At 50.7% G+C, this 24607-nt stretch carries 23 protein-coding genes, 1 tRNA gene and 1 pseudogene; 4 read left to right on the top strand and 21 right to left on the bottom strand.

Features of this window, described 5'->3' with window-relative positions:
• Window positions 1-74 precede the first annotated feature (74 nt).
• From ABDZ76_RS05305 to ABDZ76_RS05285, 5 genes and pseudogenes are all read right to left on the bottom strand, one after another.
• Window positions 75-1001: a siderophore ABC transporter substrate-binding protein gene (locus ABDZ76_RS05305; protein ID WP_343802289.1), complete on the bottom strand. Its 927-nt coding sequence runs from the start codon at window positions 999-1001 to the stop codon at window positions 75-77.
• Between the two features lie 93 nt (window positions 1002-1094).
• The gene (locus tag ABDZ76_RS05300; protein WP_343802286.1) at window positions 1095-1862 is read right to left on the bottom strand and encodes an SURF1 family protein; all 768 of its coding nucleotides are present in this window, start codon (window positions 1860-1862) and stop codon (window positions 1095-1097) included.
• Between the two features lie 172 nt (window positions 1863-2034).
• A pseudogene (locus ABDZ76_RS05295) lies at window positions 2035-3687 on the bottom strand (DNA translocase FtsK); the annotation flags it as partial.
• A 1326-nt stretch (window positions 3688-5013) separates the two neighbouring features.
• Window positions 5014-6036 carry a DmpA family aminopeptidase gene (locus ABDZ76_RS05290; protein ID WP_343802283.1) on the bottom strand — a complete coding sequence of 341 codons (1023 nt, stop codon included), beginning with the start codon at window positions 6034-6036 and terminating at the stop codon, window positions 5014-5016.
• 17 nt (window positions 6037-6053) lie between these two features.
• Window positions 6054-6917 (bottom strand): D-amino-acid transaminase, encoded by an 864-nt coding sequence (locus ABDZ76_RS05285; RefSeq protein ID WP_343802280.1) that lies wholly within the window; start codon window positions 6915-6917, stop codon window positions 6054-6056.
• Window positions 6918-7071: 154 nt separating this feature from the next.
• Between ABDZ76_RS05285 and ABDZ76_RS05280 the strand changes: the two genes are divergently transcribed.
• Both ABDZ76_RS05280 and ABDZ76_RS05275 read left to right on the top strand, forming a co-directional pair.
• Window positions 7072-7968, top strand: a complete 897-nt coding sequence (locus tag ABDZ76_RS05280; RefSeq protein WP_343802277.1) for a LysR substrate-binding domain-containing protein — start codon at window positions 7072-7074, stop codon at window positions 7966-7968.
• Between the two features lie 51 nt (window positions 7969-8019).
• Window positions 8020-9339, top strand: a complete 1320-nt coding sequence (locus ABDZ76_RS05275) for an MFS transporter (protein WP_343802274.1) — start codon at window positions 8020-8022, stop codon at window positions 9337-9339.
• Window positions 9340-9347: 8 nt separating this feature from the next.
• Here ABDZ76_RS05275 and alkB read toward each other — a convergent pair whose 3' ends face one another.
• Both alkB and ABDZ76_RS05265 read right to left on the bottom strand, forming a co-directional pair.
• Window positions 9348-10001, bottom strand: a complete 654-nt coding sequence (gene alkB, locus ABDZ76_RS05270) for a DNA oxidative demethylase AlkB (RefSeq protein WP_343802271.1) — start codon at window positions 9999-10001, stop codon at window positions 9348-9350.
• Window positions 10002-10026: 25 nt separating this feature from the next.
• Window positions 10027-11454: an aldehyde dehydrogenase family protein gene (locus ABDZ76_RS05265; protein WP_343802268.1), complete on the bottom strand. Its 1428-nt coding sequence runs from the start codon at window positions 11452-11454 to the stop codon at window positions 10027-10029.
• 131 nt (window positions 11455-11585) lie between these two features.
• Between ABDZ76_RS05265 and arsC the strand changes: the two genes are divergently transcribed.
• Window positions 11586-11936, top strand: coding sequence for an arsenate reductase (glutaredoxin) (arsC, locus tag ABDZ76_RS05260; RefSeq protein ID WP_343802265.1), 351 nt, complete (start codon window positions 11586-11588; stop codon window positions 11934-11936).
• A 60-nt stretch (window positions 11937-11996) separates the two neighbouring features.
• On the opposite strand, the gene ABDZ76_RS05255 is transcribed toward arsC, so the two are convergent.
• From ABDZ76_RS05255 to ABDZ76_RS05245, 3 genes are read right to left on the bottom strand one after another with little or no spacing between them, the layout of a single operon-like run.
• Window positions 11997-13601: an ABC transporter ATP-binding protein gene (locus ABDZ76_RS05255; RefSeq protein ID WP_343802262.1), complete on the bottom strand. Its 1605-nt coding sequence runs from the start codon at window positions 13599-13601 to the stop codon at window positions 11997-11999.
• 1 nt (window position 13602) lies between these two features.
• Window positions 13603-14733: an ABC transporter permease gene (locus ABDZ76_RS05250; RefSeq protein WP_343802259.1), complete on the bottom strand. Its 1131-nt coding sequence runs from the start codon at window positions 14731-14733 to the stop codon at window positions 13603-13605.
• Window positions 14726-15649: an ABC transporter permease subunit gene (locus tag ABDZ76_RS05245; RefSeq protein WP_343802256.1), complete on the bottom strand. Its 924-nt coding sequence runs from the start codon at window positions 15647-15649 to the stop codon at window positions 14726-14728. The genes ABDZ76_RS05250 and ABDZ76_RS05245 overlap by 8 nt, the downstream gene beginning before the upstream one ends.
• A gap of 15 nt (window positions 15650-15664) precedes the next feature.
• On the opposite strand from ABDZ76_RS05245, the gene ABDZ76_RS05240 reads away from it, so the two are divergent.
• On the top strand, window positions 15665-15898 hold the full coding sequence (locus ABDZ76_RS05240) for a hypothetical protein (protein WP_343802253.1): 234 nt from the start codon (window positions 15665-15667) through the stop codon (window positions 15896-15898).
• Between the two features lie 66 nt (window positions 15899-15964).
• Here ABDZ76_RS05240 and ABDZ76_RS05235 read toward each other — a convergent pair whose 3' ends face one another.
• From ABDZ76_RS05235 to murA, 11 genes are all read right to left on the bottom strand, one after another.
• Window positions 15965-17545, bottom strand: a complete 1581-nt coding sequence (locus ABDZ76_RS05235) for a peptide ABC transporter substrate-binding protein (protein WP_343802250.1) — start codon at window positions 17543-17545, stop codon at window positions 15965-15967.
• A gap of 509 nt (window positions 17546-18054) precedes the next feature.
• Complete coding sequence (locus ABDZ76_RS05230; protein ID WP_343802247.1) at window positions 18055-18297, bottom strand: PepSY domain-containing protein; 243 nt, start codon at window positions 18295-18297, stop codon at window positions 18055-18057.
• Window positions 18298-18481: 184 nt separating this feature from the next.
• A tRNA-Phe gene (locus tag ABDZ76_RS05225) sits at window positions 18482-18557 on the bottom strand.
• Window positions 18558-18867: 310 nt separating this feature from the next.
• Window positions 18868-19077 (bottom strand): DNA gyrase inhibitor YacG, encoded by a 210-nt coding sequence (yacG, locus tag ABDZ76_RS05220; RefSeq protein WP_343802244.1) that lies wholly within the window; start codon window positions 19075-19077, stop codon window positions 18868-18870.
• An 8-nt stretch (window positions 19078-19085) separates the two neighbouring features.
• Window positions 19086-19712, bottom strand: a complete 627-nt coding sequence (locus ABDZ76_RS05215; protein ID WP_343802241.1) for a Maf-like protein — start codon at window positions 19710-19712, stop codon at window positions 19086-19088.
• A gap of 110 nt (window positions 19713-19822) precedes the next feature.
• Window positions 19823-20041 (bottom strand): translation initiation factor IF-1, encoded by a 219-nt coding sequence (gene infA / locus ABDZ76_RS05210; protein ID WP_184221405.1) that lies wholly within the window; start codon window positions 20039-20041, stop codon window positions 19823-19825.
• A gap of 238 nt (window positions 20042-20279) precedes the next feature.
• Complete coding sequence (locus ABDZ76_RS05205) at window positions 20280-20756, bottom strand: arsenate-mycothiol transferase ArsC (RefSeq protein WP_343802235.1); 477 nt, start codon at window positions 20754-20756, stop codon at window positions 20280-20282.
• A 6-nt stretch (window positions 20757-20762) separates the two neighbouring features.
• The gene (locus ABDZ76_RS05200) at window positions 20763-21242 is read right to left on the bottom strand and encodes a UPF0262 family protein (RefSeq protein ID WP_343802232.1); all 480 of its coding nucleotides are present in this window, start codon (window positions 21240-21242) and stop codon (window positions 20763-20765) included.
• Window positions 21243-21248: 6 nt separating this feature from the next.
• Window positions 21249-22541 (bottom strand): histidinol dehydrogenase, encoded by a 1293-nt coding sequence (hisD, locus tag ABDZ76_RS05195; RefSeq protein ID WP_343802229.1) that lies wholly within the window; start codon window positions 22539-22541, stop codon window positions 21249-21251.
• An 85-nt stretch (window positions 22542-22626) separates the two neighbouring features.
• Complete coding sequence (locus ABDZ76_RS05190) at window positions 22627-23085, bottom strand: DUF2948 family protein (RefSeq protein WP_343802226.1); 459 nt, start codon at window positions 23083-23085, stop codon at window positions 22627-22629.
• A gap of 193 nt (window positions 23086-23278) precedes the next feature.
• Window positions 23279-24568, bottom strand: a complete 1290-nt coding sequence (gene murA / locus ABDZ76_RS05185; RefSeq protein ID WP_343802222.1) for a UDP-N-acetylglucosamine 1-carboxyvinyltransferase — start codon at window positions 24566-24568, stop codon at window positions 23279-23281.
• Window positions 24569-24607 lie beyond the last annotated feature (39 nt).

Raw genomic sequence — 24607 nt, 5'->3', positions numbered from 1 at the left:
AAGTTTTTAAAAGTGTGGGCCTACCGCGGGTAAACGGAAGGCCCAACTTGTTGAGTTATATCAGTTGCAGGCGCTTACGATGCTTTGTCGAAAGCCGCAGTAAGCTGGTCAATGGTTTCATGCAAACCGGAAAGACCGCCACCTACCAGATACCAGTTCAGCGGATCCAGATAGATAACCTGATTTTTCTTCCACGCGGTTGTCTGATTTACGAGGTCATTGTCAAGCACTTTGCTCGCTGCATTGCCTTCTTTGGCACCAACTGCCGCATCACGGTCGATAACGAGCAGCCAATCCGGGTTCTTTTCCAGAACATATTCTGCGGTTACTGGCTGGCCGTGGCTGCCCACGCTCAATTCAGGGTCAGCTGCTTCAACGCCAAATTCGCTATGCAGCATACCAAAGCGGGAGCCCGGGCCATAGGCGCTCATTTTGCCGCCATTGGTCATGATCAGCAGGCCCTTGCCTTTACCGGCAGTTTTTTCTTTAAGAGCGGCAATCGAAGCGTCAAGCTTGGCGATTTCGTCTTTCGCAACATCTTCTTTGCCGTAGATGCGACCCAATGTTTCAACATTGTTTTTAACATCGGTGATGAAGCTGGTGGCATTGACGGTCAGGTCAATGGTCGGTGCGATCTTGGCCAATTCAGGCTGTTTCGGTGCAGAACGGCCGGAAACAATGATCAGGCTTGGTTCAGCCGCATTGACGGCTTCATAGTCCGGCTCAAACAATGTGCCGACTTTTGCATAGGTGTCAGCAGCATATTTGGAGAGATATTTTGGCAGATTGGCTGTTGGCAGACCAATAATGTCAACGCCCAGGCGATCAAGATTGTCGAGTGTTGCCAAATCAAAAGTAATGGTCTTGGCAGGCTTTACAGGAACGGCGGTTTCGCCTTGAGCATGTTTGATGGTGATCTCTTCAGCCTGAGCTGATACGCCAAGAGACATGGCAACAATTGCTGCACCAAAGAGGGTGGAGAGGCGGGTACCGATGGTCATAAGCTTTCTCACTGTCAATCCGGGTCAATCTGAAAATTCAGGAATGTTGTATTGTATAGTCATGTTTGACGAATGAGCAAACCTAAAATGTGACTATTTTTCTCTATCTTTGTAAAACCATGTGAATAGCGTGCCGCCAAGCACCATTAAAGCCAGCGCAAACCATGTGATTGCATAGGATAAATGGCTGTTAGGAAATTTCACTACAGTGAGGCCGCCAACCGGCTGTTTGATGGAGGTTTGAGCAGAGGTATCGGCTTTATCCGCGTCGATAAAATAGGGTGCTACGTGATTAAGGCCTTGTTTGGTTGCAAAGGCTGCAACATCGCGTGAATTCCAGAGGTTCTTTTCCGGTTCATTCGGGCGCAGAAAAAAACCGTCGGGTTCGCTGATGCGCAATAATCCGGAAAGACTGGTTTCACCTGCCGGAATGTTTTTATTGAGCAGGCCTGCTTTATAATCTTCATCGCTGACAAAGCCGCGATTGATGTAAATCACGCCCTTATCTTTTGTTTTCAGCGGCACCAATTGCCAATAGCCGGAGCCTAAAACAGTGAGCGCTTTGACAGCAATCGGCTTGTCTTCCAGATAGCTGCCTTCAGCGAGGATATGGCGATATTCATCTTTTTCTGCGGTTATTGCAGGCCAGTCTTGCGGGGTAGGTGCTGGCACAGCCTGAGCGGCGATACGTGCATCCACACGGGCAATCAGGTCTTTTTTCCAGCTTAACCGCTCCACCTGCCAAATACCGAGGCTCAAAAAGAGCAGAAATAAACAACAGGCAATGATGGTGATGAAAACCAGTGCAAGGCTGCGCTTTTTCGGTGTGGATTGTGAAGTATTCAGCATTTTCGCGGGCATGGAAATATCCTTGGCCTATAGATTAGACATTGATAGGGAAAATGAACAATCAAGCTGGTGTGATAGAGTATTTTAGTGGGTTTTAAAATGCAAAAAAGCGGCTCTGAATTTCAGAGCCGCTTCATGCCACTTGATAAAGACAGTGTTTTAAGCCTGCTTTAAAAGTCCGTTTTTACGCATTGTCGCGATTGCCAACGAGGATTTCGCGTTTGCCGACATGGTTGGCGGCACCAACAAGGCCTTCTTTTTCCATGCGTTCCACAAGGGAGGCGGCGCGGTTATAACCGATGCCGAGACGACGCTGGATATAAGAAGTGGAGCATTTTTTATCACGCATCACCACTTTGACAGCCTGCTGGTAATATTCATCGCCATCTTCTGCCCCAGCACTGGACTGGTCAAATACGGCGCTGTCTTCTTCTACAGCTTCTTCCTCATCTTCTTCTGCGGTTACAGTGGCCAGATAATCCGGACGACCCTGTTCTTTTAAGTGGGACACAACCTTTTCGACTTCTTCGTCGGAAACAAATGGGCCATGTACACGAACAATGCGTCCGCCGCCTGCCATATGCAGCATGTCACCCTGACCGAGTAGTTGTTCGGCACCCATTTCACCCAAAATCGTACGGCTGTCGATTTTTGATGTAACCTGGAAGGAAATACGGGTCGGGAAGTTGGCTTTGATCGTACCGGTGATCACATCAACAGACGGGCGTTGTGTCGCCATGATGAGATGGATACCGGCCGCACGAGCCATCTGTGCCAGACGCTGTACAGCACCTTCGATTTCCTTGCCCGCAACCATCATCAGATCGGCCATTTCGTCGATGATAACGACGATATAAGGCATCGGGGTCAGATCAAGCTCTTCCTGAACATAGACCGGCTCGCCGGTTTCTTTGTCAAAGCCGGACTGAACTGTGCACATGACAGTTTCGCCCTTGCCCTTGGCGCTTGCTGCACGGGCATTGAAGCCTTCTATGTTGCGCACGCCGAGACGAGCCATCTTGCGATAGCGCTCTTCCATTTCGCGCACAGCCCATTTCAGCGCTACAACAGCCTTTTTCGGGTCGGTCACAACAGGGGTGAGCAGATGCGGAATACCGTCATAGATAGACAGTTCCAGCATTTTCGGATCCACCATGATCAGGCGGCATTCTTCCGGCTTAAAGCGGTAGAGCAGCGACAGGATCATGGTATTGATGGCAACCGACTTACCGGAACCGGTGGTACCGGCAACCAGCAGGTGAGGCATTTTTGCTAGTTCAGCAATGATCGGCTCGCCGCCAATGGCCTTACCTAAACCGAGCGGTAAGTGGAAATCAGATTTTTGAAATGCTGCTGATTCAATCATTTCACGGAAATAAACCGTTTCGCGATTGGCATTTGGCAGTTCAATGCCGATGACATTGCGGCCTGGTACCACAGCAACGCGGGCTGAAAGCGCAGACATTGAACGGGCAATATCATCTGACAGACCAATCACGCGGGAGGATTTAACCCCTGGTGCTGGTTCAAACTCATAAAGGGTAACAACAGGACCCGGGCGAACATGGATGATTTCACCGCGTACACCGAAATCTTCGAGCACGCTTTCCAGCAAACCGGCGCTGCGCTCCAGCATTTCCTGTGTGATAACCGTGCCGTCCATTGCAGGCGGTTCCTGCAAGAGTGAGCGCGGCGGGAATTCATATTCACCGGCAACATAATCGACAGCAGTTTGCGGCAATGGGGCTGGCTGATAAGGCGCAGCCGGAGTTGCAATGCGTGCAAAGCTCGGTGCAGCAGGGGAGGGGGCGGATATTTCTTCCGCTTCCATTTCTTCCTCAATCTCGATGTCGTCTGCTTCTTCTAACTCGGCGCTGACTTCGAGCATAACAGGCTGTTCAATTGCGTCTGCTTCTTCAACCACAGGCGCAACTTCGGCAACAACCCCTGCTGCTTCCATAGCTGGCGCTTCTGCAACCGGAGCTTCAACAGTTGCCTCGGCAACGGTTTCCACGGCAGCTGTTTCGGCAATGGTTGCTTCTTCAGCAATCACAGCTTCTGGGGTGGTTGTTACTTCTGCTTGTGTATTGCGTGGCTTGTTCCATTCAACAACACGGAACTGTGCCAGAATATCAACAACTGGTGCTTCAGCTACTTCTTCAACTTTGACGTCTTCGACAGGTTCTGCAACGACAGCTTCAGCAACAGGTGCGGTTTCAACCGCAGCCGGTGCAAGAGGTGCATCACTCAGGCTTGAAAAATCAAAACCTTCAAAGAAAGCAAAGTCCGAAAGGAGCTGCGTTACATCTTTACGAACCGGTGTTTCTGCTGGCTCGCTGATGATGGAGGCAGGGGCTGAAACTACAGTGGCGGTCACTGGTGCAACAACCGGCTCTTCTTCTGCAACAGGTGTTGCTGCAATGGTGGTTGCCTGTACCGGCTCGGCAGCCTGCACTGGCGCAGCAGGTGCAACTTCATGGCTTTTCACGGCCGCATCCAGATGTGGTGTCTGCACATGCGAAGATGTCGTGGTTGCGGTTGGTGTGGTGACAGGGCTTGCCGGTGTCGCGGCCAAACCTTGTGAAACACTTTCCTGCAAGCTTGCAACGGCCATTGGCTGCTCAACAGGTGTGGCTGAGCTGACACTTGTATCCACCGCCTGTACCGATAGAGCAGAGTTGCGCGAATTAATGTCGGGCAGTGTTTCACCGCGACGACGTGCAAGTTCAGCTTCCGGTGTGCGGGTAAAACGCACATTCTGGCCAAGGGCAAAATGCGCTTTCCACGCCGGATCAATCTGGGCAGCAGCCGTCGCCGGACCGCTGGTGCCGCGGATATCCTGCTGCGCGTTTTCGCGGGTCTGATGTGACGCAGATGCGCTTTCGGCGCTGTCTGTTGTCATTGGGGAAAAATTACTGCTGAGATTACGCATGACACCTGAACCAACTCGTATGTAAGCCTTAGAACGTGCCTTAGTAATAGAAAATGAAGGTTAACAACCTCCTTCCACAGCAGTAACTATTTAACCCTCAATCAAGCATAAAGCCCGCAAATGCGGGCTTTAACGTGGTGAAAAATTATTTTAACGGCGCGAAACAGACATATAAAGAGAAGAAAAGAACTGTCTTTACGATTCTGCTTGGCGGTGAAGATAAATGAAGTGTTAAGCTTCCAGCCAGTTACGCAAAGAAAGACGGCTGTTTCCGGCGCGCCCTGTCATTGCATCAGCGGCGCACATCGAATTTAGCACTGATTCTTGTGTCGCTTCGGTGGCTGCACGGAAAAGCTGATCGATGCGATTCTCATTCAAAGCCTGAATAGAAATCAGATCGCTTTTCTCATCATGGTCAAATGTCACGGCAGTGCTGAAACCAACAGCAATGTCGCCGCTGCCATGTCCCCAGAAAGCACCAAGACGCGCAAGACCGGCACCGCAGCGTTTGGTGACGCGCTGTAACTGGCGGTGTTCGAGCGGAATGTCGGTGGCAAGAATGAGAATGACTGAGCCTTTTTCAGCCTCAGCCTTAACGCGCGGATCAGGACGACGACCATCCGGCAAGGTCAGATCACCGGCGCGGCCAAAATTGGTCAGTGCCAGCACGCCGACATGATACTCATTGCCGTCTAGTTTAATGATGCGGGACGCAGTGCCGATACCGCCTTTAAAACCAAAGCAGGTCATGCCTGTGCCTGCACCGACATTGCCTTCGGCAACATGCGTGCCTGCATTTTTCAGTGCCAGACGTGCATGGTCTTCGGTCACTGCGAGCGCCTGAATATCATTGAGCGGGCCGTCATTGCATTCACAAACAACCGGATTAACGGTTGCGGTCGTGCGGCCGATATCAGGGTTTTTGGCAATCGCATCACGGATCAGCGCATTGGCACAAGTGCCAACCCCGAATGTATTGGTGAGCAGGATAGGGGTTTCCAGTGAGCCCAGTTCATTGATCTGAACAAGGCCGGTGCTTTTGCCAAAGCCATTGATGACTTCGCTGGCAGCCAGCACTTTGCGGCGATAAAGATTGTCGCTATGGGGCAAAATGGCGGTGACACCGGTGTTGATGTCACCGTCTTTTATTGTGTGATGTCCAACGAGAACGCCCGGCACATCCGTGATTGCATTCATTGCCCCTGTCGGCATGGTGCCACAGAGAATATTAAAATCACGGATACGTGCATTCATCGTCTTCAATCCTTTTATCAGATAATTGGTTCTGAGCCGGTGCGGGCCAGTTCCATGTAGATTTCCTGTAAGCGCAGGGTCAGCGGGCCCGGCCTGCCGTCAGCAATCACATGTTCCTGAATACGGATAACCGGTGTGACAAAGCTTGAGGCGCTGGTGAGAAAAGCTTCTTTCGCATTGAAAGCTTCTTCAGGTGTGAAAAGGCGTTCTTCAACAGTCAGGTTCTGTTCTTCGGCAATCTTCAACACGGCCTTACGGGTGCAGCCCGGCAGAATTTTGTTGGAGTTCGGGCGGGTGATCAGCACATTGTCTTTGGTGATGATGAACGCGCTGGAAGAGCCGCCTTCGGTAATGTGGTTGTCTTCAACCAGCCACACATCCTGATAACCGGCATCATGTGCGGTTTTCTTGGCCAGAACCTGTGCCAGCAGCATGGTGGTTTTGATGTCGCGGCGTGTCCAGCGGTTGTCAGGTGCCAGATCAATGGCGATGCCGTTTTTTGCGCCAGCGCTGTTGGTGATGTTTTTCACCTGAGTCAGCATGACAAAGTTAGGCTTCATGTCTGCGGCATAGCCGAAATCACGCTCGGCGGTGCCGCGGGTGATCTGGATGTAAACCACGCCTTCGCGCAGATTATTGCGGCGGATCAATTCAGCCTGTAACTTGATGATGTCTTCTTTTGGCATCGGCATCGGAATGTCGATTTCGCCCAGAGAGCGTTCCAGACGGGTCAAATGCAGATCATTATCAACCAAGCGGCCTTCAACAACGGCGCTGACTTCATAAATAGCGTCGGCAAAAAGAAAACCGCGGTCAAAGATAGAAATTTTCGCGTCCTGTTCGCTCACGAACTGGTCGTTGATATAAATTGTTCTGGTCACAAGGAACACTCCGGTGGGGGGCATGAAAAAAAGCAATAAGGTAATTTAAGCAATTAATGCTGTGACGGCTATTGCTTTGTTTTGCAATTCTTATGCAAGAAATGCATAAGGATGATGGTGTTCAAATTCTCTTCGATGAAGGGCAGGTTGTTAAATGGAACTGAAATGGCTGGAGGACTTTACAGTTCTCGCTTCGACTTCCAGTTTTACTCGCGCCTCAGAATTGCGCCATGTGACGCAATCTGCATTTAGCCGGCGCATCAAACAGCTGGAAATCTGGCTTGGTGTCACCTTGGTGAACCGCGCAACCTTTCCAGCTGAACTGACCAAAGAGGGCAAAGCCTTTTTGCCTGTGGCACAGGAAACATTGCGCAATTTTTATCGCACCCGTGCGGCATTGCAGCCCAATGGCGATGAGCTGAAGATTATCAGTTTTTCCGGTCTGCAAACTCTGACCGTTACCTTCTTTCCGATATGGCTGCAAAAGTTGCAAGAGCAGATGGGGCCGATCCAGTCGCGCCTTTGCCCGGATCGCGGTGGCATTGAAGAAAATGTCGAAACGCTTTCTGATGGTGAAGCCGAATTTTTGCTGACCTATGCGCATGAAAATGTGCCGTTTCAGCTCGACACCAGCCATTATGCTTATCATGGCTTAGGTGAAGAGCGTTTGCTGCCGGTTTCAGCCCCTCATCCTGATGGTTTGTTGCTCGATAAAGCGATGGCGGATGGCACCGAACTGCCATTTTTAAGCTATGGCGATACGTCGTTTTTTGGCACGGCCTTGGAAAAACAATTCACGCAAGTGCCGGATTTCAAGCGCCGCGTTGTGCATGAAAACACCATGTCAGTCGGCTTGAAAGCGATGGCCTTGGCCGGCTGGGGTGTTGCATGGTTGCCGGAAAGTCTGATTGCGGCAGAGCTTGCCAATGGTCAACTGGTGCTGGCAAGCAATGATGAACAATGGCAGATCACCTCGGAAATCCGCATTTATCGCCATTTAAAAACATTGTCGCCACGGGCTGAAACCCTCTGGCAAAACATTATTAAATAACTTATCGGAACATCATTATCGGTGCACAAGGCAGGCGAGGAGCCATCAATCGTGACCCCAGTTAAGCAAACAATCGAACAAACATTGGATCAGGCGGGCACAGGGCGTTTCCAGCGCCATTTGCTTGGTGTATTCGGCCTTGTCTGGGCAGCAGATGCCATGCAGGTGCTGGCGGTTGGTTTTACCAGTGCCTCCATCGCGCTGACCTTTGGCCTTACTTTGCCGCAAGCTTTGCAAACCGGCACTTTGTTTTTCTTAGGTATGCTGATTGGGGCGGCCGTCTTTGGCCGTCTGGCGGATAAATATGGCCGCCGCCGTGTACTGCTCATCACCGTTGCATGTGATGCGGTGTTTGGTTTGTTATCTGCCTTTTCGCCAAGTTTCGGCATTCTTTTAGGGCTTCGTTTTCTCACCGGCATGGCCGTTGGCGGCACTTTGCCGGTTGATTATGCGATGATGGCTGAGTTTCTGCCGAGTAAAACCCGTGGTCGCTGGCTGGTGATGCTGGAAGGTTTCTGGGCCGTTGGCACAGTAGTGATTGCTCTTGCCGCATGGGGTGCCAGCCTTGCAGGTGTTGAAGACGCATGGCGCTATATTTTCATCGTCACGGCTGCACCTGCCATTATTGGCATCTGGTTGCGCATCTGGGTGCCGGAATCTCCGATGCACTTGATGAAAAACGGCGATACAGAACAAGCAAAACATGTGATGAACCGTGTTTTGCGCACCAATGGCAAGCCGGAACTTGATGCCAATATACAGCTGACTGCACCGCAACTGGTCAGCAATGAAAGCCTGTTTTCACCTGCTTTACGCCAGCGCACGCTCACCACGCTTGCGATCTGGTTTTTGGTGTCTGTTTCTTATTATGGCATTTTCACATGGATTCCGGCCAAGCTTTCCAGCGATGGTTTCGGTTTTGTGCGCGGTTATGGTTTCTTGGTTATTGTCGCATTGGCGCAATTGCCGGGCTATGCACTGGCAGCTTACGGCGTTGAAACATGGGGGCGTCGCAATACGCTGATCGCTTTTCTGTTTATCAGTGCTGCGGCCTGTTTCCTCTTTACCGTTGCCGGTAGTTCGTTCCTCGTTGGCATGTCCATTCTGGTCATGAGCTTTGCGTTGCTTGGCACATGGGGCGCACTCTACGCCTTTACGCCGGAACTCTACCCGACTGCATTGCGCGGCAGTGGAATGGGGGCTGCCGGAGCCATGGCGCGTCTTGGCGGTTTGCTCGCACCATCCGTGCTGGCATGGGTGATCAGCCAGAGCTTTATCATGGCGGTGGGCATGTTTGCTGCGCTGTTGCTGGTCGCGGCAATTATCGCCTTCTTTATTGATGTGGAAACCAAACAGCAGGCGCTGACTTAAAAAATCAGTCAGAGTGCTTTTCTGAAGGTTAAATTGATGCGCGAGCGCCTGAAAATCGGGTGCTCGCCTTCTTTAAGCGGTAAAATACCGTGATAATAAAGCCGTGAAGCACCACCCCATACAACCACATCACTGTGGTGGAGCGGGTATTTGGTAATTTTATCCTGGCGGCTTAATCCACCAAATTGAAAAATAGCGGGCAATCCTAGCGAAACCGACACAATCGGATGACGCAGGTCTTGTTCGTCTTTGTCCTGATGCAGTGATAATTTACTCGCAGGCAGATAACGGTTCATCAGGCAAACATCAGGCGTAAAATCAGCGTAACCCGCTTCTTTGGCTGCTTGCTGAGCCAGTGTTAAAAAACTCTGCGGCATGGCAGGCCATGGTTGTTGTGTCATCGGATCGATCGGATCATAGCGATATCCCGTGCGATCAGAAACCCATCCGGCTTTGCCGCAATTGGTCATGGCAACTGACATTTGATAGCCGCCCGGTGTCACCAAATGACGAAATGGCGAGATATCCACCACCTGCCGCAATGCGGTTAAAATATCTGCTTCATAGGGGCTTGCAAATTGGCGCAATAAAACAGCACCCTCCGCCATATGTTCTACTGGCGGAAGGGCTGGTGCCTGATTTGCGAATAAATCAAATGTCATGAATGTTAAGGGCGCTGGTTGATCTTCAAGCTTCCTCGTAACCGAGAATGCCTTTGATTTCCAAAAACTCCATCAGGCCGAATAAGCCGTATTCGCGGCCATTGCCGGATTGTTTATAGCCGCCGAAAGGTGCCGCACTATCCCATGCCGGACGATTGATCCGCACGGTGCCGGTGCGAAGCTTTGGCGCAATGGCGCGTGCTTCTTCCAGATCACCCTGAATATAAGACGCAAGTCCGTATTCGGTGTCATTGGCCAATTCGATAGCGTTTTCAACCGTGTCATATTCGAGAATGGAAAGCACAGGGCCAAAGATTTCTTCACGCGCGATGCGCATATCTTGTTTAACGCGGGCAAAGACGGTCGGACGCACATAATAGCCGCTATTAAGTTCTGCCGGTCTGCCGGTGCCACCAGTTACCAGTTCCGCGCCTTCATCAATGCCGGACTGGATGAGGTCTTGGATCTTGTTATATTGCACTTCGCTGACCACTGGCCCCATGGTGGTGTTTGGATCAGACGGCGCACCCACGCGCACTTTTTCCGCAGCCACTTTGGCAAGTGCAATCACTTCATCCATTTTTTCTGAAGGCACATACATGCGTGTCGGCGCATTACAAGACTGGCCGCTATTGTTAAAGCAATGGAAAACACCAGCCGGAATGGCCTTTTTCAAATCAGCACTGCGCAGCACGATATTCGGTGATTTTCCGCCCAGTTCCTGATGCACACGCTTGACGGTTGGTGCCGCACTTTGCGCGACAATCACACCAGCGCGCGTGGAACCGGTGAAGGAAACCATGTCGACGTGCTTGTGCTCTGCCAGCACCTGCCCGACACTTGGGCCGTCACCATTGACCAGATTGAACACGCCCTTAGGCACGCCTGCTTCATGCATGATTTCAGCAAACAGAATGGCGTTTAACGGAGCAATTTCCGAAGGTTTCAGCACCATGGTGCAACCGGCTGCAATAGCAGGTGCAACTTTGGAGGCAATCTGGTTGATCGGCCAGTTCCAAGGGGTAATCATCGCCACAACGCCCACCGGCTCATGGGTGATTTTGGTCTGTCCCTGCATATAATCGAAATCAAACTCTTCGAGTGTTTTGATCATCTGCGCCAAATGGCCGGTGCCGGTGCCAGCCTGATCGCTGATTGCCATATCCAGTGGTGCGCCCATTTCTTGCGAGATAATTTTGCCGAATTCTTCAATACGGTTATTATAGGCAGCCAAAAGGCGCTTCAAAATATCAAGGCGCTCTTGTTTGGTGGTTTGTGAAAAGCTTGTGAAGGCGGCTTTTGCAGCCGCAACGGCCTTGTCAGCATCAGCTTTGCTGCCAGCGGAAATAGTCGCAAAGACCTGCTCGGTGGAAGGATCAATCACATCAATCGTGGCAGGCACGACCGGATCAACCCATGCGCCGTCAATGTAGAATTTTTTTGCGTTTTGCATGGGGTGAGCTCCTGTACCGGTTATGATTTGTTTGTGATAAGCAAAGATCAAATATGTTAGCTATAGACATGGGGGCTATAGCGGTTCACGTCAACCGCAATCATAAAGAGCTTATGTGAAACGGAGAAGAAATGTCAGTTATCATTTATCATAATCCGGCTTGCAGCACATCCCGTAATGCACTGGCGGCAATTCGTGAAAAAGGCATTGAACCGCAGATTATCGAATATTTGAAAACACCGCCAAGCCGCGATGAATTGAAAGCCGTGATTGCAAAATCGGGTGAGCCGGTACGCCATTTTCTGCGTGAGCGCGGCACGCCCTATGGGGAGCTTGGTCTTGGCGATGAAAGCCTGTCCGATGACGCATTGCTGGATGCAATGATCGCGCATCCGGTGCTAATTAACCGCCCTATTGTGGTCAGTGATAAAGGCGCAGTTCTTTGCCGCCCGCTGGAGAAGGTTTTTGAGGTGCTGCCGTAATTAAAAAAAGGCGGTCTCTGATGAGGCCGCCTTTTATTTTTTTGTTCTGCAACTGAGGTTTTAAGTGCCGAAGCGCTTTTCGCTTAAAGCTGCCTGCATCAGCGTTTTGGTGTAAGCCTCACGCGGATGATCAAACACTTGCACCGTGTCGCCCTGCTCAACGATTTTGCCGTTTTGCATGACAATCACATAGTCAGACACGGCACGCACCACCGCCATATCATGGCTGATGAAGAGATAAGACAGGCCATATTGTGTTTGTAAATCACGCAGCAATGTCACCACTTGCTTTTGCACCGAGCGGTCAAGCGCACTGGTCGGCTCGTCCAGCACAATGACGCGTGGCTTCAAAATCATCGTGCGGGCAATCGCAATACGCTGTCGCTGACCGCCGGAAAATTCGTGCGGATAGCGGTTACGCATCGACGGATCCATCCCCACTTCCAAAAGGGCTGCACAGGCACGTTCATCCCGCTGTTTGGCGTTCAGTGACGGCTCGTGGATCAGCAGACCTTCGGTGATGATACGGCCGATGGTCATACGTGGCGAAAGCGAGCCGAAGGGGTCTTGAAACACCAATTGCAGTTCACGGCGCATCGGCCGCATGTCCTGCGGATCAAGCGGCAGCTCTTTGCCTAAATAGGCAATTTTGCCGTCTGCTTTAAGAAGGCGCAAAATGGCGCGGCCGAGTGTCGATTTGCCGGAACCGGATTCGCCCACCACGCCGATGGTCTGCCCCTCTTTCAAGGTCAGCGAAATATCGTTGACGGCTTTAAGCACTGTGTTTTCTGAGAACCAACCTTTTTTGAGGTCAAAGCTCACCGTGACATTGTCGGCTTGCATCAAAACCGGTGCATCCGCTGGTGGCGGGTTTTTGGTGCCTTCCGGCTCGGCATCAAGCAGCATTTTGGTGTAGTCATGCTCAGGCGCGCGGAAGATTTTCTGCGTTTCCGCAGATTCCACCACTTCGCCGTTGCGCATCACATAGACCTTGTCGGCAAAGCGTTTGACGATGCCCAGATCATGGGTGATGAAGACAATTGCCATGCCGAGGCGTTTTTGCAAATCCGCCAACAGCTCCATGATCTGCGCCTGAATGGTCACATCCAGCGCCGTGGTCGGTTCGTCGGCAATGAGGATATCCGGATTGTTGGCAAGCGCCATTGCAATCATCACGCGCTGACGCTGGCCGCCGGAAAGCTCATAAGGATAGCTGTCAATGCGGCGTTCCGGTTCGGGAATACCGACGAGTTTCAACAATTCGATAATGCGCGGGCGGGCAGTTTTCTTGGTATAACCGCCATGGAAACGCAAAGGCTCGGCCAATTGCTCGCCAATGCGGTAGAGCGGGTCAAGCGAAGTCATCGGCTCCTGAAAAATCATGGTGATTTTCGCACCACGGATTTTATTTAAGCTCTGATCGCTCATGCCGATCATGTCCTGACCGCGATAAAGTGCCTGACCACTGGTTTCACCATTTTTGGCAAGCAAGCCCATGATGGCCATGGTGGTCTGGCTTTTACCGGAGCCGGATTCACCGACAATGGCAATGGTTTCTCCGGCCTTCACATCCAGATCAATGCCGCGCACGGCTTCTACCGGCCCGTCATTGGTTGAAAATGTAACGCGAAGGTCGCGGACAGTCAGAATGCTATCTTGTGTCATATCAACGATCCTTCGGGTCTAAGCTGTCGCGCAATCCGTCGCCAAGGAAGTTTAAGGCAAACAGAATGAGGGTGAGGGTCAGAGCCGGCCAGATCAGCTGCCAAGAAGCACCACGCATATTTTGCGCGCCTTCTGAGATCAGCAAACCAAGCGAGGTCATCGGATCCTGCACGCCGAGGCCAAGGAAGGATAACAGGCTTTCTAGCAAAATGGCTTTTGGTACCAGCAGGGTCACAAACACGATCACAGGGCCCAGAGCGTTGGGGATGATGTGACGGGTGATGATGCCGCGCCGTGTGGCTCCCAGAGCTTCTGCGGCTTGCACAAACTCCTGTCGTTTGAGGCTCAGCGTTTGTCCGCGCACAATACGCGCCATGTCCAGCCACTCAGTGGCACCAATGGCAATGAAGATGATGAAAATCGACCTTCCGAAAAACACCAGCATGAGGATGACGAAGAAAATGAAGGGAAGCGAATAAAGAATATCCACAACGCGCATCATCACATTATCGACGCGTCCGCCCAAATAACCCGAAATCGCACCATAACCAACGCCCAGCACCAAAGACATGATGGAGGCAAGAAGGCCGATCGCCAGCGAGATACGTACACCGATCATGGTGCGCGATAACATATCACGTCCCAGATTGTCGGTGCCGAGCAGAAAGTAATTGCGTGCTACATTGAGTGTCAGTGTGCCGCTTAACCCATCAGGAGCCAGTTCGATTGTCGGCTTGCTGAAGAGGTCAGAACGCTCAAAGTAGCGCAACACACGTTCATCTGTTTCACGCTGTGCGGTGAAAGGCACGGTAATATTGCTGCCCGATAGCTCCGGCTCTGCCGATGCTTTCAGACGGGCGCGCGCCATTTCTTTTTCAAGGCCGGGCAAGACGGTGTCTGCACGCGGATAAGCTTCAAGGCTTGGCGCAACACGCACGAATTGCGGGTAGATTTTGTCATAAGGATGGGGGCTCAGCATCGGTCCGAAAATGCTGGCCAATGAGAGAACAGCAAGCACAATCGCGCTGGCAACAGCGGCTTTGTTTTTGCGCAGGCGAATCCATGCATCCTGCCAGAGAGAGCGTCCGGCAATCGCAGGGGCATGAGCGGAGTTTACAGATAAATCAGTCATAACGCACCCGTGGATCAAGCCATGCATAAATGAGATCGACAATGAGATTGAAGAGCACAACGAAAACGGCAATCACAACAACGGTTCCCATGACCAGTGTATAATCGCGTCCGAGTGCGCCCTGCACAAAATAACGGCCGATACCCGGAATGCCGTAAATCGTTTCAATCACTACAGAACCGGTGAGCAGTGAAGCAGCTGTTGGTCCCAGATAAGAAACCGCTGGCAGCATGGCGGCACGCAAGGCATGAACACCTACCACAATGCGTGCAGGCAGGCCGTAGGCGCGTGCTGTGCGCACATGGTTGGCACGTAATGCCTCAATGGTCGCGCCGCGCACCAGACGGGCAATGACGCCCACTTGCGGCAATGCAAGGGTGATAACCGGTAAGATCCAGTAGGTAACATCTGCCGATGACCAGCCACCAGCCGGAACCCAGCCCAAAATCACGCCGAAAAACAGGCTGAGGATTGGGGCAACGACAAAGTTTGGTGTGGTGATACCAAAGGTTGCGATGGCAACGATGGCATAATCGAATTTCGAATTTTGTTTGAGTGCTGCGACACAGCCAAGAATGGTGCCGATAACAGCGGCCAGTGAAAGGCCGAGCGCGCCAAGCATAATGGAAACAGGCAGACCGGCTGCAAACAGATCATTGACGCTAAAGTCGCGACGGGCAAAACTTGGTCCTAGATCACCTTGTAAGAGATTGCCCAGATAAATCAGATATTGCTGCCATAATGGCGCATCCATATTATAGGCTTTGCGTAAGTTTGCCATGATCAGCGGATCAATTGGCCGCTCCAGATCAAAAGGCCCGCCCGGTGCTAGCCGGATCATAAAAAATGTGATGGTGACGATAATTAAGACAGTGGGTATTGCGCCAGCAAGTCGTCGGAGTGTGTAATTTAACATCGGTTTATTCCTTGCATGAACGCACCCTTCAATTTTTTAAACGTCAGCCCGAAGGCGACCGTTGTTCGTCTTGTGCTCGTTGAAATTATCATGCCAGCCATCAACGCCTTTTTGATCAGGATTACAAAAACCGAAGATGGAATGCGAAGAGCCGGTCAGGTGATGATGATAAAGGCGGTTATTGCCTTTGCACCTGTGATCAACGGCGATATCACTGCGCTTATTTTAAAGCATTTGGTCGCTGGCTAATAATTTCTAATTGAAAATAAGAACTCACGGCTGCGAAGATTGTCTCTTCGCAGCCGTGAAATGTGATTAATCCTTCAAGGACAGCCAGCGTGTTGCATGCGCATCCATCAGATTATCTTCATAACCTTCAACATTGTCTGCAACGAGCGCGCGGGATGAGTAGTAAAGGATCGGAATAACCGCAGTTTCTTTGAGCATCAGACGCTCTGCATCAGCCAACACTTCTGCACGGGCTTTCATATCCGTGGTGACTGCTGCTTTAGCAATCAGCGCATCATAGTCTTTGTTTGACCATTTCGAATAGTTGAAGCTGATGCCGGTGCCGGTCAGGAACAGGAAGTTCTGAGGGTCGTTATAGTCACCAATCCAGCCAGCACGTGCGATATCGAACGGACCATCTTCACGAAGGAAGTTGAAATAGGTCGCACCTTCGGTTTCGTTGAGCGAAGCCTTGATACCGATATTGCTGAGCATATCAGCAATGGCAGCCATGGTGTTTTTGTTGTTTTCAGAGGTGTTGTAGAGGAGTTCGATAGACAGCGAACCCGGTGCAACGCCTGCTTCTTTCAGGAGTTCTTTTGCCTTGTCTTCACGCTCAAGCATGTCGTCTTTGGCAAATTCGAGCTGAACGCCGCCTTCAACATAGTTGTTGATGCCAGGAGGTACGACCGAATAACCCGGCAGCATAGTGTTTTGCCAGACCTGTTCGGACAAGAATTCACGGTCGATTGCCATAGAAATGGCTTCACGCACACGCGGGTCTTTCAGCTTGCTGTCAGCGGTTTTGCCTTTGATCGGCAGATAATAAGAGCCGAGATAAGGGGCAATACGGAATTCCTTGGCCAGATTTTTCTTTACATAGTCAATCTGTTCAGCCGGAACGTCCGAGCAAGCCTGCACTTCTTTGGCTTCGAAGCGACGCATACAGGATGCGCGGTCTTCAAATGGAATCCAATTGACCGTATCAATCTTGACCTGATCCGCATCATAATAATGCGGGTTCTTTTTCATGACGATTTTGTCGTTCGGCTGGAAGCTTTCCAGCATAAAGGCACCATTGGTGACCATTTTGCCAGCGGCTGTAAACTTGTCGCCGTTTGCTTCAACGCTCTTCTGGTGCATTGGCAGACCGGTTTGGTGGGTCAGCAGTTCCAGAAAGTAAGGGGTCGGTGCATTGAGGGTGATTTTCAGCGTGTGATCATCAACAGCTTCAACGCCTAACTCTTCGAGAGGCTTCTTGCCACCTGCAATCTCTTCAGCATTTTTGATCGGGAACAGCATGCTGGCATAGCCCGCAGCGGTAGCCGGATTCATAATGCGGCGATAAGCAAAGAGGAAATCACCGGCAGTGACCGGATCGCCATTGGACCATTTGGCATCATCACGCAGATGGAAGGTGTAAACCAGACCGTCTTCGGAAATATCCCAGGATTTTGCCGTTCCGGCAACCGGAATACCTTTTGCATCCTGAATGACAAGACCGTCATAGAGGTCTTTCATGATGCGGCCTTCAGAGACCGTTGATGTGCGATGATGGTCAAGCGTTGCCGGATCGGTATCATTACCGCGGTTGAAAACCACTTCGGCATTGGCGATGCCACTAAACGCAAAAGCGCAAACGCTCGCCAGTAAAATCTTCTTAAACATTAAACCTCCCCTCGGAAAAAAGCTTTAGACGTCCATGATATTATGTTCTGAAACCCTGACAAGAGGGGGACTATTGTCAGTTTGTTTAATGGGAAGTTTGCAACCATAGGTTGCTTTACGTGGGTTGAAAAATAGTTCTGTTTGCAAAATGCTGCATTGAAAACTGACGCGCTGAAACAGGGGCTAATTTAAACTTTTTTAAAAATTCAAAATAAAGCTTTGATTTTTAAAGCCAATTTTGACGAGCGTGCTCATATTAAATTTGAGCGTACAGAAATGGCTGATTTTTACCTTAAAACTTTAGTTGCATATCCGATTGCGAGTGTTAACCATCCGGAAAGGCCACATTTTCAGTTGGTTTTAGCCGGAAACAACTATTTCCGGCTAAAAGATATAAAAAATATTTTTCATTTTGACGGATTATTATGAAGAATCCAGTTTTTTTAGAATAATATTAGGGTGAGCTGTGGATTTTTTTGGATTAAAAACCCTGTATTTTACCGCAGCTTTTATCTCGGCACGATTGCGCCGGTTTTAGGGTCAATACGGACTTCGACTTTAGCACCAGTTTTCAAATAATATTCGATTTCATAATAGCCTTTTCTGTCCCAATCGACTTCATCAACATAAGCAAAATCACTGTTCTGTTCGATTTCGGCAATGATTTGCGACAGCTTTTTGCCTTCTGGTTCGGCGGCCATCAAGCTTGTGGCGGGAAGAAGCAAAAACAATGAAATGAGAAAAGTGCGCATTATGACCTCCGGCTTTATCCGGATAAGTGTAGCATTGAAGTGGCGCTTGTCAGCATCAAAATATGTTTCAGCCCTACACTGCTATCGAGCGCAATCGGACTTCAAAATAAATGCAGAGCGCATAACAAAGCAGATGCAATAAGCGCAATATCTTGAAAGTTTAATTTTGAAGGGGGAAGATGAATGGTGCCCGGAGACGGACTTGAACCGCCGACACACGGATTTTCAATCCGTTGCTCTACCAACTGAGCTATCCGGGCATCCCGTTCCTGCAAGCTGAGTTGCCGGAGAAGCGAATGAGTTATTCGCTGGAATGGGTGGTTTATAGCAGCAAATTTTTGTCTGTCCAGTGGGACTTTATAATTTTTCGGCTTTTATGCGGTGGATTTCACGAATTAACAGCCTAAGCCTTGAAAATCGTATAAAAAACAGAGGCTTCAGCGCTTATTTGGTTGTTTTTACCATCAACAAGATGGGGCTGATGGCTTTTTATTGCAAAATATTTCACGTGAATCATTAAAATGTATGGCTGATTCACGGCTAAAAATGCTGGAAAAAGAAAAAGGCGGATTATTCCGCCTCTTCATCATCCTCTTCGATGCGTGGTCCGGGAATCACATAAGTGCCGGAAAGCCAGCGATTGAGATCCACATCGCGGCAACGGGACGAACAAAACGGATAATGTTCGCGCGAGGATGGTTTTTTACATTCAGGGCAGGGACGCGTCGGGCGCAAAGGCGTCACATTCGATTCGCTGCCGTTTTTGCTGTTTTCACTCATAGCGGCTGTTAAACCTTGCCTGTATTCCAGTGATTATAGACCGGATAATCACCACTTGCCAGCAGGCTTACCGTTTCATTCAACGGCAGGCCAACCACATTGGTATAAGAACCAACCAGTTTGACAACAAAGCTTCCGGCAAGCCCCTGAATGGCATAACCGCCTGCTTTACCACGCCATTCGCCCGAAGCCAGATAGGCATCCAGATGCGTGCGGGTAAGACGTTCAAAGCGGACACGGGTTTCAACGATTGTCTGACGCAATTTGCCGTTTGGCTGAATAAGGCAGACGCCGGTGAAAACCTTGTGCGAACGGCCGGAGAGAAGCCGCAGACATTCGCGCGCTTCATCTTCCAGTTCAGCTTTGGGCAGCATGCGCCGACCAACGGCAACCACCGTATCGGCGGCCAGTATGAAACTGGCACCATAGGCTTCATCGCCACGCAATTGTTCGGCTGCTTTTTCAGCCTTTTCGCGTGACAAGCGCCGTGCGAGCGAGCGCGGATGCTCGGCGCGCAATGGTGCCTCATCAATATCGGCCGGATGGATATGGTCCGGCGTAATGCCAGCCTGCGCCAAAAGCTCAATCCGGCGCGGGGAACCTGATGCGAGTACCAACTTATGCTGAGCGCTCATAAGGAGAAACTTTCTTGTGAGGATCGGCTCGTGAGATAATGGCCAGACATAGACCAGTCAGCCTTATACCGGTTAAACTGATACCAGCTCTAAAGCTTTGTAAGCCTTGCTTACTTAAAGCGGTAGGTAATACGACCTTTGGTCAGGTCATAAGGGGTCATTTCAACCAGCACTTTATCACCGGCCAGAACGCGGATGCGGTTTTTGCGCATACGGCCAGCGGTGTGAGCGATGATTTCGTGATCATTTTCGAGTTTAACGCGGAACATTGCGTTTGGCAGCAGTTCAGTAACTACGCCCGGAAACTCGAGGACTTCTTCTTTCGCCATGCGATACCTGTTTCTTTTCTTAAAACTTATGTTTGATAGTCGTTAAAATAAACCGTCAAAGGCGGTTCATCGGGATTTGCGCGGAACCTATATGATTAGGACGCGTTTGTGAACAACTGAAATGCGCTATAAGCGCATCCTGAAAAGTGTGTAACGGTTTTCAGATAAGATGCGTGTGGGAAAATAAACAGAGCATTTTTTTGCAGTGGTTCATCTTCATCAATATAAATGCTCTGGATTATGCGAAACGCTGTTCGATTTGTTTTTTTAAACGATCACGAACATCACGATAAGCGACCAGTATTTGCTCTCTGGAGCCGGTCAGTAATGTCGGATCAGGCGTTGGCCAATATTCAACATCAACTGAAAATCCGCGCATTTTTTCCAAAACCGTGTGATGCGCCAGAGGTGTCAGTGTTATGATAAGGTCAAAATAGCCGTCTTCCAGTTCATCCAAGTTGCGGGGCTGGCGGTTATCAAGCGATATACCTTCTTCAGCCAGAACCGCATCCACAAACGGGTCGCGCTCTCCTTTTTTCACGCCGGCAGAAGCAATATAAGCGCTTTTGCTCAACATACGGCGTGTTAAAAGCTCGGCCATTGGCGAACGGATAGAGTTTTTGCCGCAAACGAAAAGAATGGAAGAGGGCAGACCCAGTTTAAGGGGGGGGTCTACGTCTTCTGCGGGGCTTGATACATCTTCACTGGCGATCATGCAAGTTTACCCCCGCCAATGCAGCACGCAAACCAGCGTGAACAGCCGGCGCGCGGTGATGAAATCAACCTCAATCTTGCCTTCGAGACGGGATTGTAATGTTTGCGAGCCTTCATTGTGCAGACCTCTGCGCCCCATATCAATGGCTTCAATCTTGCTGGGCGTGGCAGAGCGGATGGCTTCATAATAGCTTTCGCAGATCATAAAATAATCGCGCACAACGCGCCGCAAAGGGGTGAGCGACAAAATATGCGTGGCAACAAGTTCTCCGCATTCCCTTGAGATGGTAAAAATCAGCCGTTTTTCAAGCAGCGAAAGCCGCAATTTGTAAGGGCCGCCGATCTCGTCACCCACGGGACGGAAGCTGTTTTCTTCAATCAGATCAAAAATAGCGACGGCACGCTCATGCTCAATGTCAGGCGTGGAGCGTCCAATGGACTCATCCAGCTCAACATCAATCAATCGGGCTTCACCGCCGCTGGTCATATGTCCTCAAAGATTCAATCTGATTGCAACCGATTGTGCGTGGGCATCAAGGCCTTCGGCACGGGCGATATCAATAGCAGCAGGGCCTAATGCGCGTAGCTGTTCAGGCCCGAGCTTTAGAATAGAACTGCGTTTGACATAATCAAGCACAGAAAGGCCTGATGAGAAGCGGGCAGAGCGGGCTGTCGGCAACACATGGTTACAGCCACCGACATAATCGCCAATGACTTCCGGTGTATATTTACCAATGAAAATAGAACCGGCATTGCGGATTTTATCCACCAGCTCTTCAGCATTTTCGGTGGCAATTTCCAGATGTTCGGCTGCAATACGGTTGGCGAGCGGAATGGCTTGTTCAAAGTCATCCACCAGAATAACCGCGCCATAATCACGCCAGCTTGCGGCTGCCGTTTCGCTGCGTGATAAAGTTTTAAGCTGACGCTCAACCGCTTCATCAACTGCTTTGGCCAATGCTTCATCATTGGTCATCAGGATGGATTGTGCGGCAGTGTCATGCTCGGCTTGTGCCAAGAGGTCGGCGGCAATCCAGTCCGGATTATTATCGCTGTCGGCAATAACCAGCACTTCGGAAGGCCCCGCGATCATATCAATGCCGACGGTTCCGAACACAATGCGCTTGGCGGCAGCCACATACGCATTGCCGGGGCCGACAATCTTGGCAACCGGTTTGATGGTTTCGGTGCCATAGGCAAGAGCGGCAATCGCCTGTGCGCCGCCGACGCGGTAAATTTCAGATACACCGGCAAGGCGTGCCGCGACCAGCACCAGCGGGTTTAAAATCCCGTCCGGCGAAGGCACAACCATGACGATACGCTCAACACCTGCAACGCGTGCAGGCACGGCATTCATCAAAACCGAACTTGGATAGCTTGCAGTGCCGCCCGGTACATAAAGGCCGACAGCTTCAATCGCTGTCCAGCGCGAGCCGAGCTCTACGCCCAAAGCGTCCGTGTAGCGGTCATCTTGCGGCATCTGGCGGGCATGGTGGGCTTCGATGCGGTCACGCGCCAGTTTCAATGCTTCAACGGTCGAGGCCGGAGCAAGTTTGAAAGCTTCGTCGATTTCTTCGCTGGTAACGGCAATGCCGGTTTTATCCAGATCGATACGGTCGAAAGTTTTGGAATAGGAAATCAGCGCTTTATCGCCGTCACGACGCACATGATCCACAATTTCGCGTACCACCCGATCCACATCGGCGGAAACTTCACGCTTGCTGTTTAGAAATTCAGCAAACTTTTCTTCGAAATCAGGACTGCTTTGACGAAGCGTTTGAACCACGCTGGTATTCCTTCTTAAATTCTTATTGGCATCCGGCTGTGTCTGAACATTTTTTGTTCAGGCATAGCAGTATCAGCAACAGGCCTTAAACACCATGTTTCGGCTTGGCATTTGTTTCCCAGGCAGGCCCCAGATCAGTGATTTGCGCCTCAATACATTCCACGTCAAGGCGAATAGCCGGTTTTGTGCCGTTACGTCCGGCAAAAATCAGCTCCACCGTGCCATGCGGCGCTTCTGTTTCAGTGAAACTGATGGAAAGCAGGGAAAGCACATCCTGATCGCTGTCGCGATTGATGCCGACGGTTTTGACACTTAAAACACGGTTGAAATGCAGGCTTGAGCGGCGGCGTTCATAGCTGCGCTTGCCAAAGAGTTTCAGTTTAAAACCGGATTGCGCCCCTTCCCAGACAAAGCGGTTCATGGTGATGATAAAGCGCTTTTCCTGGTGGAGATATTGAATATCGGCAGGTTTGAGCACGGCATCTTGCAGATGCGCGGAAATGATTTGCAGATCTTCTTGATCGAGTGCCATCAATTTCAGCATGATTTTCTACCCTTGAGCTTAATGCTTTTTGTCCTGCTTGCTCTTGTCATGCCACATAACCCTTTGGTTCTGCAATCATCCTTATGGCGCGAAAGTGCTGCCGGCATTTAAAAAGCCAAAAAGAAGGGCGGTCTGAGGTATAATCTGCCTCAAAACCGCCCGTTCTTTTTAAACAGAGCTTTAAAAAGCGTGCTTAACCGCTGATGCGTTCAATTTGCGCACCACAACGGGAGAGCTTTTCTTCCAGATGTTCAAAGCCGCGATCTAGATGATAGACACGGTTGATGATGGTTTCACCCTCCGCGGCAAGACCGGCAATAACCAGCGAAGCGGATGCGCGTAGATCGGTTGCCATGACCGGTGCACCTTTCAGACGTTCAACGCCTTCAACCGTGGCTGTCTGGCCGGAGAGCGAAATTTTCGCACCCAGACGCGCCAGTTCCTGCACATGCATGAAGCGGTTTTCGAAAATGGTTTCGGTGATTTTTGATGTGCCCTGCGCTTTGGTCATAAGACCCATAAACTGCGCCTGCAAATCGGTCGGGAAGCCAGGGAATGGCTCGGTGGTAATATCAACCGGCTTGATGCCGTTGCCATTACGCACTACACGAATGCCTTCCGGCGTGGAGGTGATTTCGGCACCTGTCTGACGCAATGTATCAAGGGCCGAGCTTAACAGCTCTTCTTGCGCGCCCTTCAACAGAACATCACCGCCTGTCATGGCAACCGCCATGGCATAAGTGCCGGTTTCGATGCGGTCAGGAATGACGCGGACGCGGGCACCGGTCAGGTTGGTAACGCCTTGAATGGTAATTGTGCTGTTACCGGCACCGGAAATTTTCGCACCCATGGCATTGAGGCAGTCGGCAAGATTGACCACTTCCGGCTCACGCGCTGCATTGTGGATGATGGTTTCACCTTTTGCCAAGGCTGCTGCCATCAGCATGACGTGGGTGGCACCGACAGATACTTTCGGGAAGGTATATTCTGCACCGATCAGACCGTTTGGTGCGCGTGCCTTGGCATAGCCATTGTCGATATCAATCTCAGCACCCAGTGCAATCAGGCACTCAAGCAGCAAATCAACCGGACGTGTACCAATGGCGCAGCCGCCCGGCAGCGATACATTCGCTTCACCCATACGTGCCAGCAACGGCCCAATGACCCAGAAGCTTGCACGCATTTTGGAAACCAGCTCATAAGGAGCGGTGGTGTCAACAATATTGCGGGCAGTGAAATGGATGGTGCGTGAATAGCCGTTATCCTGATGCTCACGGCGACCATTGACGGAATAATCAACGCCATGATTACCAAGAATGCGGATTAGCTGCTCCACGTCTGCCAGATGCGGCACATTTTCCAGTGTCAGCGTATCGTCGGTCATGAGTGACGCAATCATCAACGGAAGAGCTGCGTTTTTGGCGCCGGAAATAGGAATAACCCCATTAAGCTGATTGCCGCCGATGATTTTAATACGATCCATGCTGTTTAACCTTATGAGCCGCTGGGAAGTCATTATCTT

The organism is Paenochrobactrum glaciei (assembly GCF_039522165.1).
In the GTDB taxonomy this organism is placed as follows: Bacteria; Pseudomonadota; Alphaproteobacteria; order Rhizobiales; family Rhizobiaceae; genus Paenochrobactrum; species Paenochrobactrum glaciei.
The sequence above is the reverse complement of the archived record's forward strand: the minus strand, read 5'-3'. Positions and strand labels throughout refer to the sequence as shown.

Bases quoted from the DNA above. Each gene is read 5' to 3' on its own strand.
- ABDZ76_RS05190 (WP_343802226.1), bottom strand. From the start codon at position 23,085: ATGCTGAAATTGATGGCACTCGATCAAGAAGATCTGCAAATCATTTCC.
- ABDZ76_RS05215 (WP_343802241.1), bottom strand. From the start codon at position 19,712: ATGAGCGCTCAGCATAAGTTGGTACTCGCATCAGGTTCCCCGCGCCGG.
- arsC (WP_343802265.1), top strand. From the start codon at position 11,586: ATGTCAGTTATCATTTATCATAATCCGGCTTGCAGCACATCCCGTAAT.
- ABDZ76_RS05245 (WP_343802256.1), bottom strand. From the start codon at position 15,649: ATGTTAAATTACACACTCCGACGACTTGCTGGCGCAATACCCACTGTC.
- ABDZ76_RS05305 (WP_343802289.1), bottom strand. From the start codon at position 1,001: ATGACCATCGGTACCCGCCTCTCCACCCTCTTTGGTGCAGCAATTGTT.
- ABDZ76_RS05280 (WP_343802277.1), top strand. From the start codon at position 7,072: ATGGAACTGAAATGGCTGGAGGACTTTACAGTTCTCGCTTCGACTTCC.
- ABDZ76_RS05200 (WP_343802232.1), bottom strand. From the start codon at position 21,242: ATGACCAGCGGCGGTGAAGCCCGATTGATTGATGTTGAGCTGGATGAG.
- murA (WP_343802222.1), bottom strand. From the start codon at position 24,568: ATGGATCGTATTAAAATCATCGGCGGCAATCAGCTTAATGGGGTTATT.
- ABDZ76_RS05255 (WP_343802262.1), bottom strand. From the start codon at position 13,601: ATGACACAAGATAGCATTCTGACTGTCCGCGACCTTCGCGTTACATTT.
- ABDZ76_RS05300 (WP_343802286.1), bottom strand. From the start codon at position 1,862: ATGCCCGCGAAAATGCTGAATACTTCACAATCCACACCGAAAAAGCGC.
- yacG (WP_343802244.1), bottom strand. From the start codon at position 19,077: ATGAGTGAAAACAGCAAAAACGGCAGCGAATCGAATGTGACGCCTTTG.
- infA (WP_184221405.1), bottom strand. From the start codon at position 20,041: ATGGCGAAAGAAGAAGTCCTCGAGTTTCCGGGCGTAGTTACTGAACTG.
- alkB (WP_343802271.1), bottom strand. From the start codon at position 10,001: ATGACATTTGATTTATTCGCAAATCAGGCACCAGCCCTTCCGCCAGTA.
- ABDZ76_RS05265 (WP_343802268.1), bottom strand. From the start codon at position 11,454: ATGCAAAACGCAAAAAAATTCTACATTGACGGCGCATGGGTTGATCCG.
- ABDZ76_RS05290 (WP_343802283.1), bottom strand. From the start codon at position 6,036: ATGAATGCACGTATCCGTGATTTTAATATTCTCTGTGGCACCATGCCG.
- ABDZ76_RS05230 (WP_343802247.1), bottom strand. From the start codon at position 18,297: ATGCGCACTTTTCTCATTTCATTGTTTTTGCTTCTTCCCGCCACAAGC.
- ABDZ76_RS05240 (WP_343802253.1), top strand. From the start codon at position 15,665: ATGAACGCACCCTTCAATTTTTTAAACGTCAGCCCGAAGGCGACCGTT.
- ABDZ76_RS05205 (WP_343802235.1), bottom strand. From the start codon at position 20,756: ATGATCGCCAGTGAAGATGTATCAAGCCCCGCAGAAGACGTAGACCCC.
- ABDZ76_RS05250 (WP_343802259.1), bottom strand. From the start codon at position 14,733: ATGACTGATTTATCTGTAAACTCCGCTCATGCCCCTGCGATTGCCGGA.
- ABDZ76_RS05235 (WP_343802250.1), bottom strand. From the start codon at position 17,545: ATGTTTAAGAAGATTTTACTGGCGAGCGTTTGCGCTTTTGCGTTTAGT.